The following is a 15828-nucleotide window of genomic DNA, read 5'->3' on the forward strand; positions in this document are numbered from 1 at the left end:
AGGCCGCCCCGTTTCCCTCCAGGAGGGGACATGACCACACGCGACAGCGCCAAGCGCCCGCAATCCGCCCCCCACGAAGGTCGATCCTGGCTCGACCGCTACTTCTCCATCACCGCCCGCGGCTCCACCCCCGCACGCGAACTCCGCGGCGGACTCACCACCTTCATGGCGATGGCCTACATCATCGTCCTCAACCCCGTCATCCTGGGCGGCGCCACCGACATCAACGGCGACCACCTCGACCCCGCCCAGCTCACCACCATGACCGCCCTGTCCGCCGGGCTCGTCACCATCATGATGGGCGTGGTCGGACGCGCCCCCATCGCCTGCGCCGCCGCCCTCGGGGTGATGGCCGTCGTCGCCTACCAGGCCGCGCCCAACATGACCTGGCCCGAGGCCATGGGCCTGGTCGTCTGGCAGGGCCTCATCATCATCGCCATGGTCGTCACCGGCGTCCGCACCGCCGTCATGAACGCCCTGCCCCGCGACCTCAAGATCGCCATCGGCGTCGGCATCGGCCTCTTCGTCACCCTCATCGGCCTCAAGAACGCCGGCTTCGTCAGCCGCGGCGAGGGCGGAAGCCTCCTCCAGCTCGGCGCCGAGGCCGACGGCGGACACCTGCTGGGCTGGCCCGTCCTCATCTTCGTCATCGGCCTGACCCTGGCCTCGGCCCTGCTCGTCCGCGGCGTCCCCGGCGCCATCTTCTACGGCATCGTCGGCGCCACGGTCCTGGCCGTCGTCGTCCACTACGCCTTCGGGCTCGACGCCGCCCAGTGGGGCGGCGGCGCGCCCGAGCTCCCCGCCTCCCTGGTCGCCGTACCCGACTTCGGACTCCTCTTCCAGGTCGACCTCCTCGGCGCCTGGACCACCGCCGGCCCCACCACCGCCGGCGTCATCCTCTTCACCCTCGTCCTGGCCGGGTTCTTCGACGCCGTCGGCACCATCCTCGCCATCGGCGCCAAGGCCGGGATCACCGACGAGAACGGCGCCATGCCCCGCGTCAACCAGATCCTCGTCACCGACGGCACCGGCGCCGTCGTCGGCGGCCTGACCAGCTCCTCGGCCACCCTCGTCTTCGTCGAGTCCACGGCGGGCGTCGGCGAGGGGGCCCGCACGGGGCTGTCCAGCGTCGTCACCGGTGCCCTGTTCCTCACCGCGATCGTCTTCGCACCGGTCTTCTCCATCGTCCCCGCCCAGGCGGCCTCGGTCGCCATGGTGCTGGTGGGGGCGCTGATGATGACCCACGTCGCCGACATCGACTGGTCGGACATGGGCGTGGCCGTCCCCGCCTTCCTCACCATCGCGATGATGCCCTTCGCCTTCGACATCGCCGGCGGCATCGGCATCGGCATCATCGCCCACACCGTCCTGCGCACCGTCCAGGGACGCGTCCGCGACGTCGGCTGGCTCATGTGGATCCTCACCGGCGTCTTCGTCTTCGACTTCTCCATGCACGCACTCGGGCTCTGACGGGCCCGCCCCACCCGGAGACCGGTTCGCGCGGTATGCGGACCGGTCTCCCCCGTCGTCCGGAAAAAGCAAGGTGATTATCACCGGCGGGCAAGGTCCCCCCGGCCCCCGGGCCACGTCACAGTGAGCGATGGAGACCGCAGCGGGCGACTCCCCACCGACAGGGCGCGAACCATGACCACACCGCTCCTCCCCACCGACCCGGCCGCCATCGGCCCCTACACCGTCACGGCCCGTATCGACAGCGGCGGGCAGGGCACCGTCTACCTCGCCCGCGCCGCCGACGGCACCCGGGCGGCGGTCAAGGTGCTGGGCCGCACCTGGGAGGGCGACTCCCGCCAGCGCGACCGCTTCGCCCAGGAGCTCACCGCGGCCCGCCGCGTCGCCCCCTTCTGCACCGCCGCCGTCCTGGACGCCGACATGGACGCCGACCCGCCCTACATCGCCAGCGAGTACGTCCCCGGCCCCACTCTGCGCGCCGCCGTCGAGAGCGGCGGCCCCCGCACCGGCGCCGACCTGGACCGGCTGGCCATCGCCACCATCACCGCCCTGGCCGCCGTCCACGAGGCCGGGGTCGTGCACCGCGACCTCAAGCCCGGCAACGTCATCCTGGGCCCCGACGGCCCCCGCGTCATCGACTTCGGCATCGCCCGGCTGGTCGACGCCACCCGGCAGACCACCACCGTCGCCGGGACCCCCGCCTACATGTCCCCCGAGCAGATCCGCGGCCGCGCCGCGGGGCCGGCCGGCGACCTGTTCTCCTGGGCCTGCGTCCTGGTCTACGCCGCCACCGGCCACCGCGCCTTCCACGGCGGGACCACCCTGGCCATCGTCGACCAGGTGCTCACCTCCCCTCCGGACCTGACCGGCGTCCCCGACCGGCTGCGCCCCGTCCTGGAGCGCTGCCTGGACAAGGACCCCGGCCGGCGGCCCACCGCCATGGAGGTGCTGGGCGCGCTCATCGGCGGCGGCCCCCTGCCCGCGGCCACCCCCGCCACCCTGCTGCTGGAGCAGACCTCCACCGCGGTGGACACCGACACCGCCCGCATCCGCGCCGTCCCCGAGGTTCCCGGGCCCCGGCGGGGGGCCGCGCCCCCGTCCGACGGCGGGCCCGCCACCGGGCCGCTGCCCGCGGTCGGCCCCGCCGGGGGCGCCCCCGAGGGCGGGGCGGCACCCGGGGAGACCGCCGGAGGGCCCTGGCGGACCGGGCCCGCCGCGCCCGGGACGGAGGTCCCGCGCACCCGGGTGTCCCCGCGGACCGCACCCCGCACCGCGGGCCGCGGCCGCCCCGGCGGGCCGCCCGGCGGCGCTCCCCCGGCGCCCGCGGCGCAACGGCCCCGGCGGCGCCCCGCGGCCGGGTGGGTGACGGCCGGGGCCCTGGCGGTGCTCGCCGCCCTGGGCGGCGTGCTGTTCTGGGTCTACGTCCAGAGCACTCCCCCGCCCGTGGAGCCGGTCGGCAACACCCCGACCTCCGAGGAGGTCGCGGTGGACCCCTCCGCCTCCGAGGAGGAGCCCGTGGAGGAGGCCCCCTCCGAGGGGGAGGGCACCGGCGGGGAGGGCGGCACCTGGACACCGCCCACCGAGGAGACCGGCGGGACCGGTGGCGGCACCGGGACCGACTGCCACACCGACCCCCACCACCCCGACTGCGCCACGGTCGACCCGACCGACTGCGGGACCGACCCCGACGCCTGCCCGGACCCCGGTACGGGCGGGGGCGAAGGGGGCACCGGCGAGGGGACCGGGACCGGTGACGGGGGGACCGGCGGCGGAACCGACGGAGGGACCGGGGAGGCGGGCACCGGCACCCACGGGGGTACGGACGCCGAACTCCCGTGAGCCGGGTTCCGGGAGTCGGTGATCTGCGGAATGTCCGGAACCGCCACCTTTACGAAGTAGATCACACTCGGACGCGGCGATACCCGCCCGAAGACACCGTTGACACCCCGTGGGCGCCCCCCATAAGTTGTCATTGACAACATCCTCTTCGGGAAGAACACACAGAGCACTATGGACGCCCACGTCAACGGCTCACCCGTCACCGTCCCCGACTCCCCCTCCACCAGCGCCGCCGCGCACATCCGCGACGGCCTGGGCCTGACCGGCACCAAGATCGCCTGCGGCACCGGCGTCTGCGGCGCCTGCACGGTCCTCGTCGACGGCTCCCCCACCGTCTCCTGCCTGCTGCCCGCCGACCGGCTCGCCGGGCGCGACGTCACCACCGTGGAGGGCCTGGGCGGCGACCACCCCGTCCAGCGCGCCTTCGCCGCCCACGACGGACTCCAGTGCGGGTTCTGCACGCCCGGGTTCGTCGTCGAGGCGTCGGTGTTCGTCGACGCCTGGCGGGCCGAGCACGGCGACACCCGGCCCGACCGGGAGCGGATCGCCGACGCCCTGGCCGGGCACCTGTGCCGCTGCGGCGCCTACGAGGGCATCTTCGCCGCCGTGGCCGCCGCCTGCGCCGGGGAGTTCGACGGCGAGCCCGACCGGGACCCGCCGCGCGTGGACGCCCTGGACAAGGTCACCGGCCGCGCCCGCTACAGCGGCGACCACGCCCCGCCCGGCACCTGGGAGGGCGTCATCGTCCGCTCCCCGCTCCCCCACGCCCGGGTCCGCGCGGTGCACGCCGCGGACCCCGCGACCCCGCTGGTCGACCTGCTGCCCCCGGACCGCACCGTCCGCTACGTCGGCCAGCCGATCGCCGCCGTCGCCGCGCCCACCGCCGAGGCGGCCCGGGCCGCGGCCGCCGCCGTGACCGTCGACTACGAGCCCCGGCCCGCCGTGGCCGAGGTCGACGCCGCCCGCGCCCCCGACGCGCCCCTGGTCCACCCCACCCGGACCGACCGGTCCGGCGCCCCCTCCTACGGCGAGGCCCCCACTCCCCCGGCGCCCTGGACCGGGAACGTGCGCGGCCCGGGCACCCTGAGCTGGCGCGGCCCCACCGCCGTGCGGCGGCTGCGCGCCGCCGCCGAGGCGGGCGACCCGCTGCTGGTGGCACAGGAGTACACCACCGCGACCCAGGTGCACACTCCGCTGGAACCGCACGTGTGCGTCGCCCACTGGAGCGGGGACGGCCTGCGCCTGTTCGCCTCCACCCAGTCCGTCAGCAGGCTCGCCGACCGGGTCGCCGCCCGCTGGGGGCTGGACCGGGACCGGGTGCACGTGGTGACCGAACACGTCGGCGGCGGCTTCGGCGCCAAGAACGGCATCTCCGTCGACATCCAGGCCGCCGTCGAGCTGTCCCGGGCGGCCGGGGCCCCGGTCCGGGTCGCCTTCACGCGCGCCGAGGAGCTCACCGACGCCGGGCACCGCCCCGGCACCCGCACCCGCGTGGCGCTGCTGGCCGACCGGGACGGCGGCCTGGCCGCGATGAGCGTCGACTCCCACGGCGACGGCGGCGTCTCCGTGGGCTCCACGACCGCCACCCTGGCCTTCCTCATGTACGGGCGCGCGCCCCGCCGGGTGCGCGACTTCGACGTGGTCACCAACCGCCCGCCCGGCATGCCCATGCGCGGCCCCGGCGGACCGCCGATGGCCTGGGCGCTGGAGCAGGCCGTGGACGAGATGGCCCGCCGGCTGGACGAGGACCCCCTCGCCCTGCGGCTGCGCTGGGACGGCAACCCCAAGCGGCGCGCCCTGTACGAGCGCGCCGCGCGCACCCCGCTGTGGCGGGAGCGGCCCCGCGGCCCGCGCACCGGCCGCTTCCGGCGCGGGGTGGGCGTGGCCGCCTCCAACTGGCTCTACCTGTTCGGCCCCCGGGCGCAGGTGGAACTGGTCGTCCGGGGCGGGGAGCTGGTGGCCCGCGCGGCCACCCAGGACTTGGGCACCGGCATCCGCACGGTGCTCGCCGGCACCGTCGCCGAGCGCCTGGGCCTGCCCGCCGGGGGCGTGCGCGTGGAGATCGGCGACTCCTCGTCGGTGCACGGCACCGGCTCCTACGGCAGCCGCACCACCCCCTCCATGGGGCCGGCCGCCGCGGACGCCGCGGACCGGCTGCGCGCCGCACTGCGCGAACTCGACCCGGGCGTCCCCGCCCGGGGTCCCATCGACGAGCACGTGCTCAAGGAGGCGCTGGCCGCCGCCGAGGGCCTGAGCGTGGTGGGCGGCCGCGGCCGCGACCGGTGGGGGGCGCTGACCCCCGAGATGTCCGGCGACCTGGCCATCGGCCGGGGCATGAGCGGCGCCGTGCACGTCATGGAGGTGGAGGTCGACACCCTGCTGGGGCGGGTGCGCCCCACCCGCTGCTGGGCGGGGATCGCCGCCGGGCGGATCTACTCCGAGCGCACCGCCCGCAACCAGTGCGAGGGGGCGGTGGTGCAGGGCGTGGGCTACGCCCTGTTCGAGGAGCGCCGCCACGACCCGCGCACCGGGGCGATCCTCACCGACGACCTGGAGGACTACCGCATCCCGGGCATGGGCGACGTGCCCGAGACCGAGGTGCACTTCCACCAGGAGGGGTTCGAGCACGTCCCCGGCGGCGGGGTGGGCCTGGGCGAGGTGTCCGTGGTGGGGGTGGCCGCCGCCCTGGGCAACGCCGTCTTCGACGCCACCGGGTGGCGTCCCCGGGAGCTGCCGCTGCGCCCGGACCGACTGATCGAGGGGATGCGATGAGCAACGTCGTCCGACCCGACTCCCTGGACGGGGCGCTGGCCGCCCTGGCCGCGGGGGCCCGCCCCCGCGCCGGGGGCATCGAACCGGCCGGGGGCGCCCCGGTGGTGGACCTGACCGGTATCGCCGGCCTGCACGGGACCGCCCGCGACGGGGACGGGGCGACCCGGGTGGGGGCGCTGACCACGGTCGCCGCCCTGGCCGGGCTCGACGGGTACCCGGCGCTGGCCCTGACCGCCGGCGCGCTGGCCACCCCGCAGGTGCGGGGCACCGCCACGGTGGGCGGCAACCTGCTCCAGCGCGGCCGCTGCGCCTACCTGGACCACCCGGCGTTCCCGGACGCGCACGCGCCGGGCCGGGAGTGCCCCTCCCGGGAGGGCGACCACCTGCACGGGGTGGTGTTCGACAGCGGCGGCTGCACCTCCCCCCACCCGTCGTCGCTGGCCGTCGCACTGCTGGCCTACGACGCGGCGGTGGAGGCCGTCGGCCCGGGCGGGACGCGCACGTTCCCCCTCGCCGACCTGTACGGACCCGCGGACCCCGGCCGCGACCACCTGCTCTCCCCCGACGAGGTGCTGACGGCGGTGCTGCTGCCCGCCCCGGTACCCGGTGAGCGGGCCGCGCACCGGCGCGCGGCCGGGCGCGCCCGGGCGGAGTGGCCGCTGGTGGAGGCCGTGGTCCGGCTGCTGCCGGGCCCGGACGGGACGGTGGAACGGGCGGCGGTGGCCGTCGGGGCGGTGGCCCGGGTACCGCTGAGGCTGCCGGAGGTGGAGGAGGCCCTGGCCGGGGCGGCGACGGGCGCGGCGCCCGGCCCGCGGGTGGCGGCGGCGCTGGACGCGGTCGCCGCCCGCACCACCCCGCTGCCGGGCACCCGCTACAAGGCCGCCCTGCTGCGGGCCGCCCTTCAGGACACCGTCGAACGCGCCCTGCGGGAACGGACGAACGGGCGATAACGGTCGTACCGAACAGGAAGAACGCCGCCGGGACGGGATCTCCCCCGCCCCGGCGGCGTTCTTCGCAATCCGGGAGAACACCGGCACCTGAGGGAATTTTCGGAAACCCGTGAATTCTTCGACCCCTTGCGCCACATCGGCCACACACGTCTTTCCCACACCTGAATTCACCCCAGAAAAACGCCCTGACCTGCACATTTTCGGAATCCAAGAAGTATTCGAGGAATAACCCGAGGTCACAAGCCGATTCATCGGAGAGCCTTGACACGACTCCGGGCCGATGGAAAATTGATTCCGGGAATAAGCGGAACTCACCCCCTCCGGAAACCCCCCGTTGTTTTCCACGGGAAACACCGCCCGAAGAACATCGGCCGGCGTCCCCGCGATGAACAATTCCGGCACCCCTGAAAACCGATGTGCGAATCCGGGTGGTACCTTGACCCTCCCCCCTTCCGTGCGCGACGAGAACGCGGACGACCTCAGAGAACGCTTCGCCGCATCCGGCCACCTCGTCCTCCCCGGCCTGCTGCCCGACGACCTGTGTCGGCGCCTGCTGCCCGAGGTGGACCACTGGGTCGACCGCGGGCTCCGAGAACGCTCGATCGCCTCCTCCCTGGCCCCGGACCGGCACGGTCCGCCCCCGCTCGTGGAACTGGAGATGCCCGCCCACGCGGAGCTCCTCACCTTCACGCCCCTGCTGGAGAGGATCGCCGCGCTCATGGGCGGCCCCTTCGTCCACCACCACCTGCACAGCGCCCGGCACGGCCCCGACACCGAGGGCAAGCCCTGGCACCACGACCGCGAGCCGCACGACGGGGACCGCGCGGACCTGCTGATGGTCCACGCCCTGCACTACCCCGCGGGCCTGGACGCCACCATGGGGCACCTGGCGGTGCTGCCCGGCTCGCACCGCGAGCGCGCCGGCAAGACCGCGCGCGCCCACCTGGGGACCGCCGTCCTGCCGGGCGAGACCGTCATCGCCGACCTGCCCCCCGGCTCGACGGTGCTGCTCGACTCCGCCCTGTTCCACGCGCGCCGGGCCGTGCCGCACCGAGGCGCGGGCCGCGACCGCTACTTCATCGACGCCTCCTACTGCCAGGTCGGGGGGAGGTGGCGGCCCGCCAAGCCCCACTGGCGCGACATGCTGCGCCGGGCCCGCCGGCTCGAACTGGGCGGCGACCGGTGGCCGGAACTGTTCGCCGAGCGCCACTTCACCGAGTACAGCGCGGGCTGAGGCCCCGTGGAGCGGCTCGGAGAGGTCCCCTTCGACGAGGTCCTGGCCGCCTACCGCGGCGACCACCCGCGGGACCGGCCGCACGAGGCCAACTCGAACGGGGACGGCGAGGAGAACCTGGAGCGCGCCGAGCGGATGCTCGGCACCTGGTCCCGGGTCCGGCTGACCGCCCGGGAGGCCCTGGGCGTCGTCCTGCCCTGGCACCTGGCCGAGGGCGGGGCCCGGGAACTGGTGCCCCGCACCGGCCTGACCGTCGCCCGCGCCGCCGAGGTCCTGCGCCGGGGAGGCCCGGAGCTGGCCCGGGCCAACCCGGTGTGCGCGGCCAAGCTCGACCTGCTGGCCCGGGCGCCCTTCACCCCCGTGTACCTCAGCACCCGGCCGGTGGACCACGACGACTACGCGGACCTGCGGGTCCGCGGCGGCCTCGTCCACCTGGACGGGCTGCACCGGATGCTCGCGTGGGAACTGGCCGGACGGCTGGGACCGGGAACGCGCCTGACCGCCTTCGTCGCCGGCCTGCCCGGCACCGCCCCGCCCCGGCCCCGCCCGGGGACACCGACCGCGGAACGGAGAACATGACCGCGCCCCACCGCCCCGCCCCCGCCCTGCCCGACCTCCTCGACCTGGCCGCCCGCCGCCACCCCGAACGCCCGGCCCTGACCGACGGCGACCGCTCGCTCGACCACCGCGGGCTCCGTGCGGCGGCCCTGCGCACCGCGGCGGCCCTGGAGCGGATGGGGGTGCGCCGGGGCGACCGGGTCGCCCTGGCGGGACCCCGCGACGCCCGGCTCCCGGCCCTGCTGCACGGGACCTTGTGGGCGGGCGCCGCGGCGGTGCTGGTCGACCCGGGCTGGAGCGGCGCCGACCTGGCCCGCCGCCTGGACGCGGCGGGGGTCCGGTACGCGCTGGCCGCCGAGGAGGGGGCCGGGATACCCGGCGAGCGCAGGGTCGAGGTCCTGGACCCCTTCCGGGCCGGATCCGGAGCGGTCCCGGCGGCCCGGCCCGCCGCCACCCCCCGCGACACCGCCTACCTGTCCTTCACCTCGGGTTCCAGCGGCGAGCCCAAACCCGTGGCCGTCACCCACGCCAACGCGGTCCACTACGCCCGCGCCCTGCGGCGGCGGCTGGGCCTGACCCGCGCCGACGCACCGCGCCTGGCCCACGTCACCACCCTGGCCGCCGACCTCGGCCACACCGCCTGGCTCCTGGCCCTGGCGACCGGGGGCTCGGTCCACGTCGTCCCCGACGGCCTCGCCCGCGACCCCCGGGCCTTCTGGCCGTGCCTGGCCCGCCACGGGACGCGCTGGCTCAAGACGACCCCCTCCCACCTCGCCGTCCTGCTGGAGGGGCGCCCCGCCGACGCCCCGCCCCTGGACACCCTGATCCTGGGCGGTGAGGCCCTGCCCCGCGCCCTGGCCGCCGACCTGCTGGAGCGGGGGGTCGCGCACCGCGTGGTCAACCACTACGGCCCCACCGAGACCACCGTCGGCGCCACCTGCTTCACCGCCCGGGAGGCCGCCGGGCTGCCGGCCGACGAGGCCACCGTGCCCATCGGCACCCCCATCGGGGACGCCGTGCTGCGCCTGGTCGGACCCGCCGGGGACACCGTCGCGGGGACCGGCGAGGGGGAGCTCCTCATCGGGGGGAGCGGGGTGGCCGCGGGCTACCTGGGCCTGCCCCGGGAGACGGCCGAGCGCTTCGTCCGGATCGACGGCGGGCGCGTGTACCGCACCGGCGACGTGTGCCGCCGCCGCCCGGACGGGAACCTGGTCTTCGTCGGCCGCACCGACCGGCAGGTGAAGGTGCGCGGCTTCCGGGTCGACCCGGACGGGGTCGAACGGGTCGCCGAGGCGTGCGCGGGGGTGGCCCGCTGCGCGGTGGTGGTCCGCACCACCCCCGACGGCCCGCGGCTGGCCGCCGCGGTGCGGCTGTCCCCGGGCGGGGACCCGGAGGCCGTGCGCGCCCTCCTGCGCGAGCGGCTGCCCGACCACGCGGTCCCGGCCCCGCTGGTGGCCCTGCCCGAACTGCCCACCACCCCCAACGGCAAGCTCGACCGGGACCGGATCGCCGCGGAGATCGACCGCGTGCTCGGCTCCCGGGCCCGGGAGGCCGGGCCGCGGGCGCCGGAGGCGCCGGAGCCGGAGGGGCCCGGGACCGCCGACGCGATCGCCCGGCTGTGGGCCGCGGCCCTGGGCGTCCCCGCCATGGCCCCGGACGCCGACGTGCTGGCCCTGGGCGGTGACTCCATCCTGGCGATGCGCACGGTCTCCCTGCTGCGCAGGCTGGGGCGGCGGGCCCGGTTCGAGGACTTCTACCGGCACCCGACCCCCGCGGGGCTGGCGCGGGCGTCCCGTCCCGGGGAGGCCCCGGCCGCCCCCGGGGCGGGGCGGGGGGAACCGGACCCGGCGGCCGGCGGCGCGGCGGCCCCGGCCCAGCGCTGGCTGCTGGGGACCCCCCTGAGCGACCCGCGGCACTGGAACCAGTCCGTCCTGCTGCGCTGCGGGCGCCGGGTCGTCCCCGAGGCGCTCACCGCCGCCGTGCAGGCCGTCCTGCACCGGCACGAGGCTCTGCGCCGCCCCATCGGCCCGGCCGGGCCGGGCGCGCCCCGGGCCGCCGACGGCCCCGGGGCGGTGGGCTTCTCCCCGCTGCCGGACGACCCCGCGGACGCGCCCGCCGCGATCCACGGGGTCTGCACCGAGCTCCACCGCTCCCTGGACCCCGGCTCCGGGCGCCTGCTGCGGGTCCACCTCTTCCGGGGCGGCCCCGGCTCGGACGACCGCCTGGCGGTGATCGCCCACCACCTGGTCGTGGACGGGGTGTCCTGGCGCATCCTTCTGGACGACCTGGCCCACGCCTACCGCCGCGCCCTGGACGGGACCCCGGACACCGCACCGGCCGGGGACTTCTACCGCTGGGCCGCGCGGGCCCCGCAGGCCGGCCCCCGGCCCGCCCCCGCCCCGGCCCCGCGCGACGGCGCCCGGCCCCGGGCCCTGGTCTGGTCCCTGCCCCCGGACGCCACCGCCGCGCTGTCCCGGGCGGGCGGCCGCCGGCTGGAGGCCCTCCTGCTCGGCGCCTTCGCCCGGGCCCTGCGGCACCGCTGCGGACCCGGCGGGACCGACGTGGAGGTGGAGACGCACGGCCGGGACACGACCGCGGCGGGCGACCCCTTCCTCGACACCGTCGGCTGGTTCACCGCGGTGCGGCGGGTACGGCTGCCCGGCACGGCCTCGCCCCGGGACGTGGAGCGCGCCCTGGCGGCCGCCCCCGAGATCCCCCTGGACGCGCCCGGCGAGCGGCCCGCCACCGGCTTCAACTTCCTGGGCGCCTTCCGGCCGCCGCGGGAGCCGTCCCTGCGCTGGTCCGCGGCCCCCGAGCAGGCGGGCGTGGCGCGGTGCGACGACGGCGACACCCTCCAGGACCTGCGCCTGACCGCGCGGGTGGTGGACGGCCGCCTGGTCGCCGACCTGGTGTACGCCCACCCCCGGGTCGCCGATTCCGAGGCCGGGGGGATCGTCGCCCGCTTCGGCGCGGAGGTCGCCGCGGCCGCCGGGGCGGAGCCCCCCGCGGCGGTGCGGGCCCCGGCCTCCACCTCCGGCCAGCCGCTGCTGGCCGGGGCGCCCCCCGAGCCCCGGGCCCGGGTGTCCCGCGAACCCGTGCGGGTCCTGCTCACCGGCGCCACCGGGTACATCGGCGGCCACCTGCTCACCGAGCTCCTGGAGCGGGGCGCCCGGGTCACCTGCCTGGTACGCGCCTCCACCGACGCCGAGGCCGTGCGCCGGGTCGGCGGCGGCACCGGCGCGGTCGAGGCCGTGCGCGGGGACATCACCCGCGAGGGGCTGGGGATGGACGAGGCGGCCGTGCGCCGGGCCGGCCGGGCGCACGCCGTCGTCCACGCGGCGGCCGACGTGCGCCTGGTCGCCCCACCGGCCGAGCTGGAGAACGCCAACACGGCCGCGGTGCGGCGGCTGGTGGACTGGATGGACCGGCACGCCCCGGGCGCCCGGCTGCACCACCTGTCCACGCTCGCGGTGTCCGGGACGGCGGCGGGCGGCCCCCGCACCTTCGGGGAGGCCGACCTGTGGATCGGGCAGGAGTTCCGCACCCCCTACGAACGGGCCAAGTTCGCCGCCGAGGAGGTGCTCCGCTCCTGGGCCGCCTCGGGCCGCCCCTGTCACGTGCACCGCAGCGGCCACGTCGCCGCGCACAGCCGCACCGGGGCGTTCCAGGCCAACATCGCCGACAACCGCGTGTACCAGCTGGTGCGCGGCTACGTCCTGTCCGGTGCCGCCCCCCGGCGGCCGGGCGACTCCTTCGCGTTCTCCTACGTGGACACCGTGGCGGCCGCCATCGCCTCCCTGGCACTGCACCCCCACACCGCCCCCGGCGTGTACCACGTGGAGAACCCGCACACCGTCGCCCATGATGACCTGGTGCGATGGATCAACGCGTGCGGCCACCCCGTCGCCCTCGGGGACGACGCCGCCTTCGCGGCGGCCCTGGAGCGCGCCGAGCGGCTCCACCCGACCGAGATCGGCCTGGCGGCGGCCTGGTCGCGGCTCGGGGAGCGCAACGTGACCGTGGACTCCGCCTACACGGTGTCCGTCCTGCGACGGCACGGCATCGCCTTCGCACCGCCCACCCGGCGCTGGTGGGCGGCCGCCCTGGCCTGGGCCTCGGACGCCGGGTTCCTCCCCCCGGCGCCCGTGCCCCGGGAGAGCGTCACCCAGTGAACAGCCGCCACTCCTTCCCACGATCCCAGGAGAGAGCCTTGACCGACCGCAGCACGCTCGAACTCGGATGGACCACCGACGACCTGAAGAACCGGCCCTCCCTGTGGACGACCCGGCTGGACGACGCGGAGCGCGACGCCCTGTGGGCCGACGCGGCGAAGGGCGACTGGAACGGGGCCGTACCGGTGCGCGAGCGCCTGCGCTCCTTCCTGTCCGGCGGGCTGGGGGCGGTCGGGTTCGCGCACGTGTCCAACGCGGCGGTGGCCTCCCGCCCCGAGTCCGAGCTCGCCTCGGGCCTGCTGTTCCTGCTCCGCGCCCTGGGCGAGGTCATCCCCCAGAACGCGGAGGGGGCCCTGACGCGGGTCCTGCGCGACCAGGACGGCGACGGTGCCACGGAGCTGGCGTTCCACTGCGACACCTGCGACGTCCTGGTGCTGCTGTGTCTTCAGCCGGCCGCCGACGGCGGCGGTCGGACCCGGCTGGCCAGCGCCCGCACCGCGCGCGACATCATCCGCCGCGAGTACCCCGGCGCCCTGGCCGAGCTGGAGGGCGACTGGACGTTCGACCGCACCGGCCGGGCCGGGGAGCAGGTGGTGGTCACCCCCATCCTCTTCACCGGGCCGGACGGGACGTCGAACTGCTACTACCAGCCGCGCACCGTGCGCACCTCCCCGGAGCGGGGCGGTCCCCCGCTGACCGACCGCCAGTGGGAGGCCCTGGAGACCCTGGACGGCGTGCTGTACCGCCCCGAGGTCGCCTTCACCCTCGGCATGGAGGCGGGCGACCTGCTGCTGCTCCGCAACAGCCGGGTCCTGCACGCGCGCACCGCCTACACCGACGAGCCCGGGCCCCGCGCCCGGCGGATCCTGCGCGCCTGGATGAGCGCGGAGGAGCTGTGAGCGGCACGGGGCGCGGCGTCTGCGTCGTCACGGGGGGCGGCAGCGGCCTGGGGCGGGCCGCCGCCCTCGCCCTGCTGGGGGACGGGTGGCGGGTGGTCGTGGCGGGCCGCCGCGAGGAGGCCCTGAAGGAGACCCTGCGGCTGGCCGGGAGCGACGCCGGGAACGCCCTGGCCGTGCCCACCGACATCCGCGACCCCGAGGCGGTCCGGGAGCTGTTCGCCGCCGCGGTCCGGGAGCTGGGCCGGGTGGACCTGCTGTTCAACAACGCGGGCGCGGCCGTCCCGCGGGTCCCCGTGCCCGAGGTCGACCTCGCCGACTGGCACACGGTCCTGGACACCGTCGTCACCGGGACCTTCCTGTGCTCGCGGGAGGCGTTCCGGGTGATGCGCGACCAGTCCCCGCCCGGCGGCCGGATCATCAACAACGGCGCGCCCTCCGCCCACGTGCCCCGGCCGCACGCGATCGCCTACACCGCGGCCAAGCACGCGGTCCTGGGCATCACCCGGTCCCTGGCGCTGGACGGGCGGGCCCACGGCATCGCCTGCGGGCAGATCGACGTCGGCAACGTCGCCCCCGCGGACGGGGGGCCGCAGCCCGCGGCGATGCAGGCCGACGGCTCCATGGCCGTGGAGCCGGTGATCCCGGTGGAGCGGTTCACCGATGCCCTGCTGCTGATGGCGGCGATGCCGCCGGGGGCGAACGTCCACTCGCTCACCGTGCTGCCCACCGCCATGCCCTACACGGGAAGGGGCTGATCCCGGACCCGGCCCCCCTTGCCCGGCACCGGCGGGGCGTGGTGTCATCGGGGCGTCGGGCCGGTGACACGGGTCCGACCGGGCCGGTGGGCCGCCGTGGCGTGGCGGCCCGCCGGCCCGCGCGTTCGCCCTGGGCGCAAGGGCTTCCCGGCATCAGCGGGGGCCGGCCGGTGTTGGGGTGCACATGGACGCTGAGAAGAACACAGCGCAGACACCGGACCAGGAAATCCTCGACTCCTACAGTTCCACCGTCACGGCCGTCGCCGAGACGGTCCTGCCCAGCGTCGCCGCCCTGACCCTGCGCGGCCCCCGCGGCTCCGGCTCCGGATCGGGCGTGGTCTTCACGCCCGACGGGCTCCTGCTCACCAGCGCACACGTCGTCGACGGCGCCGACCGGGGCCGGGCCGCGTTCGGCGACGGCTCCGAGGCCTCGTTCGCCGTGGTCGGCGCCGACCCCCTCTCGGACCTGGCGGTGCTGCGCACCGAGCGCGACCTCGCCCCGTCCGTGACCCTGGGGGACGCCGACACCCTGACCGTGGGCCGCCTGGTGGTGGCCGTCGGCAACCCGTTCGGGCTGTCGGGATCGGTCACCGCCGGGATCGTCTCCGGGCTGGGCCGGTCACTGCCCGCCCGGGAGGGGCGGCACGTGCGGCTCATCGACGACGTCATCCAGACCGACGCCGCCCTCAACCCGGGCAACTCCGGGGGCGCGCTGGCCGACTCCCGGGGCCGGGTGGTGGGCGTCAACACCGCCGTCGCCGGGTACGGGCTGGGCCTGGCGGTGCCGATCAACTCCACCACCCGCGGCATCATCGCCGACCTGGTCTCCCGGGGCCGGGTGCGGCGCGCCTGGCTGGGGGTGGCCGGGGTCCCGGCCCCGCTGCCGCCGGAGATCGCCGGGCGCACCGGCCGCACACGCGGCCTGCGCGTGGTGGAGGTGGTGCCGGGCAGCCCCGCCGGGGTCGCCGGGATCCACCTGGGCGACGTGGTCCTGCACGCCGCCGGCCACCCGGTCCAGGACGGCCAGGGGCTGCAGCGGCTGATGCTGGGCACGGCGATCGGCTCGCGCATGCCCATCACCGTGCTGCGCAAGGGCGCGCTGGTGGACGTGGTGGCCGTCCCGGAGGAGCTGGCCCCGGCCCGCTGAGCCGGGCGCGCGGAACACGGAGAGGGGCCCGC

General features: G+C 76.9%; 10 protein-coding genes. All 10 read left to right on the top strand.

The features are described from left to right. Positions 1-30 precede the first annotated feature (30 nt). The 10 genes from ACFVNO_RS24315 (at position 31) to ACFVNO_RS24360 (ending at position 15796) form a co-directional block, all read left to right on the top strand. Positions 31-1470: an NCS2 family permease gene (locus ACFVNO_RS24315; protein ID WP_378895926.1), complete on the top strand. Its 1440-nt coding sequence runs from the start codon at positions 31-33 to the stop codon at positions 1468-1470. Between the two features lie 174 nt (positions 1471-1644). Next, entirely contained in the window at positions 1645-3309 is a 1665-nt protein-coding gene (locus ACFVNO_RS24320) for a serine/threonine-protein kinase (protein WP_378895928.1), read from the top strand. A gap of 171 nt (positions 3310-3480) precedes the next feature. Further along, complete coding sequence (locus tag ACFVNO_RS24325; RefSeq protein WP_355264387.1) at positions 3481-6081, top strand: molybdopterin-dependent oxidoreductase; 2601 nt, start codon at positions 3481-3483, stop codon at positions 6079-6081. Continuing rightward, on the top strand, positions 6078-7031 hold the full coding sequence (locus ACFVNO_RS24330) for an FAD binding domain-containing protein (protein ID WP_378895931.1): 954 nt from the start codon (positions 6078-6080) through the stop codon (positions 7029-7031). The genes ACFVNO_RS24325 and ACFVNO_RS24330 overlap by 4 nt, the downstream gene beginning before the upstream one ends. A gap of 436 nt (positions 7032-7467) precedes the next feature. Next, positions 7468-8265: a phytanoyl-CoA dioxygenase gene (locus ACFVNO_RS24335; protein ID WP_355264381.1), complete on the top strand. Its 798-nt coding sequence runs from the start codon at positions 7468-7470 to the stop codon at positions 8263-8265. Positions 8266-8271: 6 nt separating this feature from the next. After that, a complete protein-coding gene (locus tag ACFVNO_RS24340; RefSeq protein WP_378895933.1) occupies positions 8272-8844 on the top strand; it encodes a DUF6309 family protein in 573 nt (190 codons plus the stop codon). Beyond that, complete coding sequence (locus ACFVNO_RS24345) at positions 8841-12995, top strand: AMP-binding protein (RefSeq protein ID WP_378895935.1); 4155 nt, start codon at positions 8841-8843, stop codon at positions 12993-12995. Before ACFVNO_RS24340 ends, ACFVNO_RS24345 begins: the two co-directional genes overlap by 4 nt. Positions 12996-13033: 38 nt before the next feature. Further along, on the top strand, positions 13034-13894 hold the full coding sequence (locus tag ACFVNO_RS24350; RefSeq protein ID WP_355264372.1) for a TauD/TfdA family dioxygenase: 861 nt from the start codon (positions 13034-13036) through the stop codon (positions 13892-13894). Then, a complete protein-coding gene (locus ACFVNO_RS24355) occupies positions 13891-14649 on the top strand; it encodes an SDR family NAD(P)-dependent oxidoreductase (protein ID WP_355264369.1) in 759 nt (252 codons plus the stop codon). Before ACFVNO_RS24350 ends, ACFVNO_RS24355 begins: the two co-directional genes overlap by 4 nt. Before the next feature lie 184 nt (positions 14650-14833). Beyond that, positions 14834-15796, top strand: a complete 963-nt coding sequence (locus ACFVNO_RS24360; protein WP_378895937.1) for a S1C family serine protease — start codon at positions 14834-14836, stop codon at positions 15794-15796. Positions 15797-15828 lie beyond the last annotated feature (32 nt).

It is taken from the genome of Nocardiopsis sp. NPDC057823 (genome assembly GCF_042797335.1).
In the GTDB taxonomy this organism is placed as follows: domain Bacteria; phylum Actinomycetota; class Actinomycetes; order Streptosporangiales; family Streptosporangiaceae; genus Nocardiopsis; species Nocardiopsis changdeensis.

Excerpts from the sequence above, each read along its gene's own strand:
- ACFVNO_RS24315 (WP_378895926.1), top strand. The coding sequence starts at position 31 with ATGACCACACGCGACAGCGCCAAGCGCCCGCAATCCGCCCCCCACGAA.
- ACFVNO_RS24320 (WP_378895928.1), top strand. The coding sequence starts at position 1,645 with ATGACCACACCGCTCCTCCCCACCGACCCGGCCGCCATCGGCCCCTAC.
- ACFVNO_RS24325 (WP_355264387.1), top strand. The coding sequence starts at position 3,481 with ATGGACGCCCACGTCAACGGCTCACCCGTCACCGTCCCCGACTCCCCC.
- ACFVNO_RS24330 (WP_378895931.1), top strand. The coding sequence starts at position 6,078 with ATGAGCAACGTCGTCCGACCCGACTCCCTGGACGGGGCGCTGGCCGCC.
- ACFVNO_RS24345 (WP_378895935.1), top strand. The coding sequence starts at position 8,841 with ATGACCGCGCCCCACCGCCCCGCCCCCGCCCTGCCCGACCTCCTCGAC.
- ACFVNO_RS24360 (WP_378895937.1), top strand. The coding sequence starts at position 14,834 with ATGGACGCTGAGAAGAACACAGCGCAGACACCGGACCAGGAAATCCTC.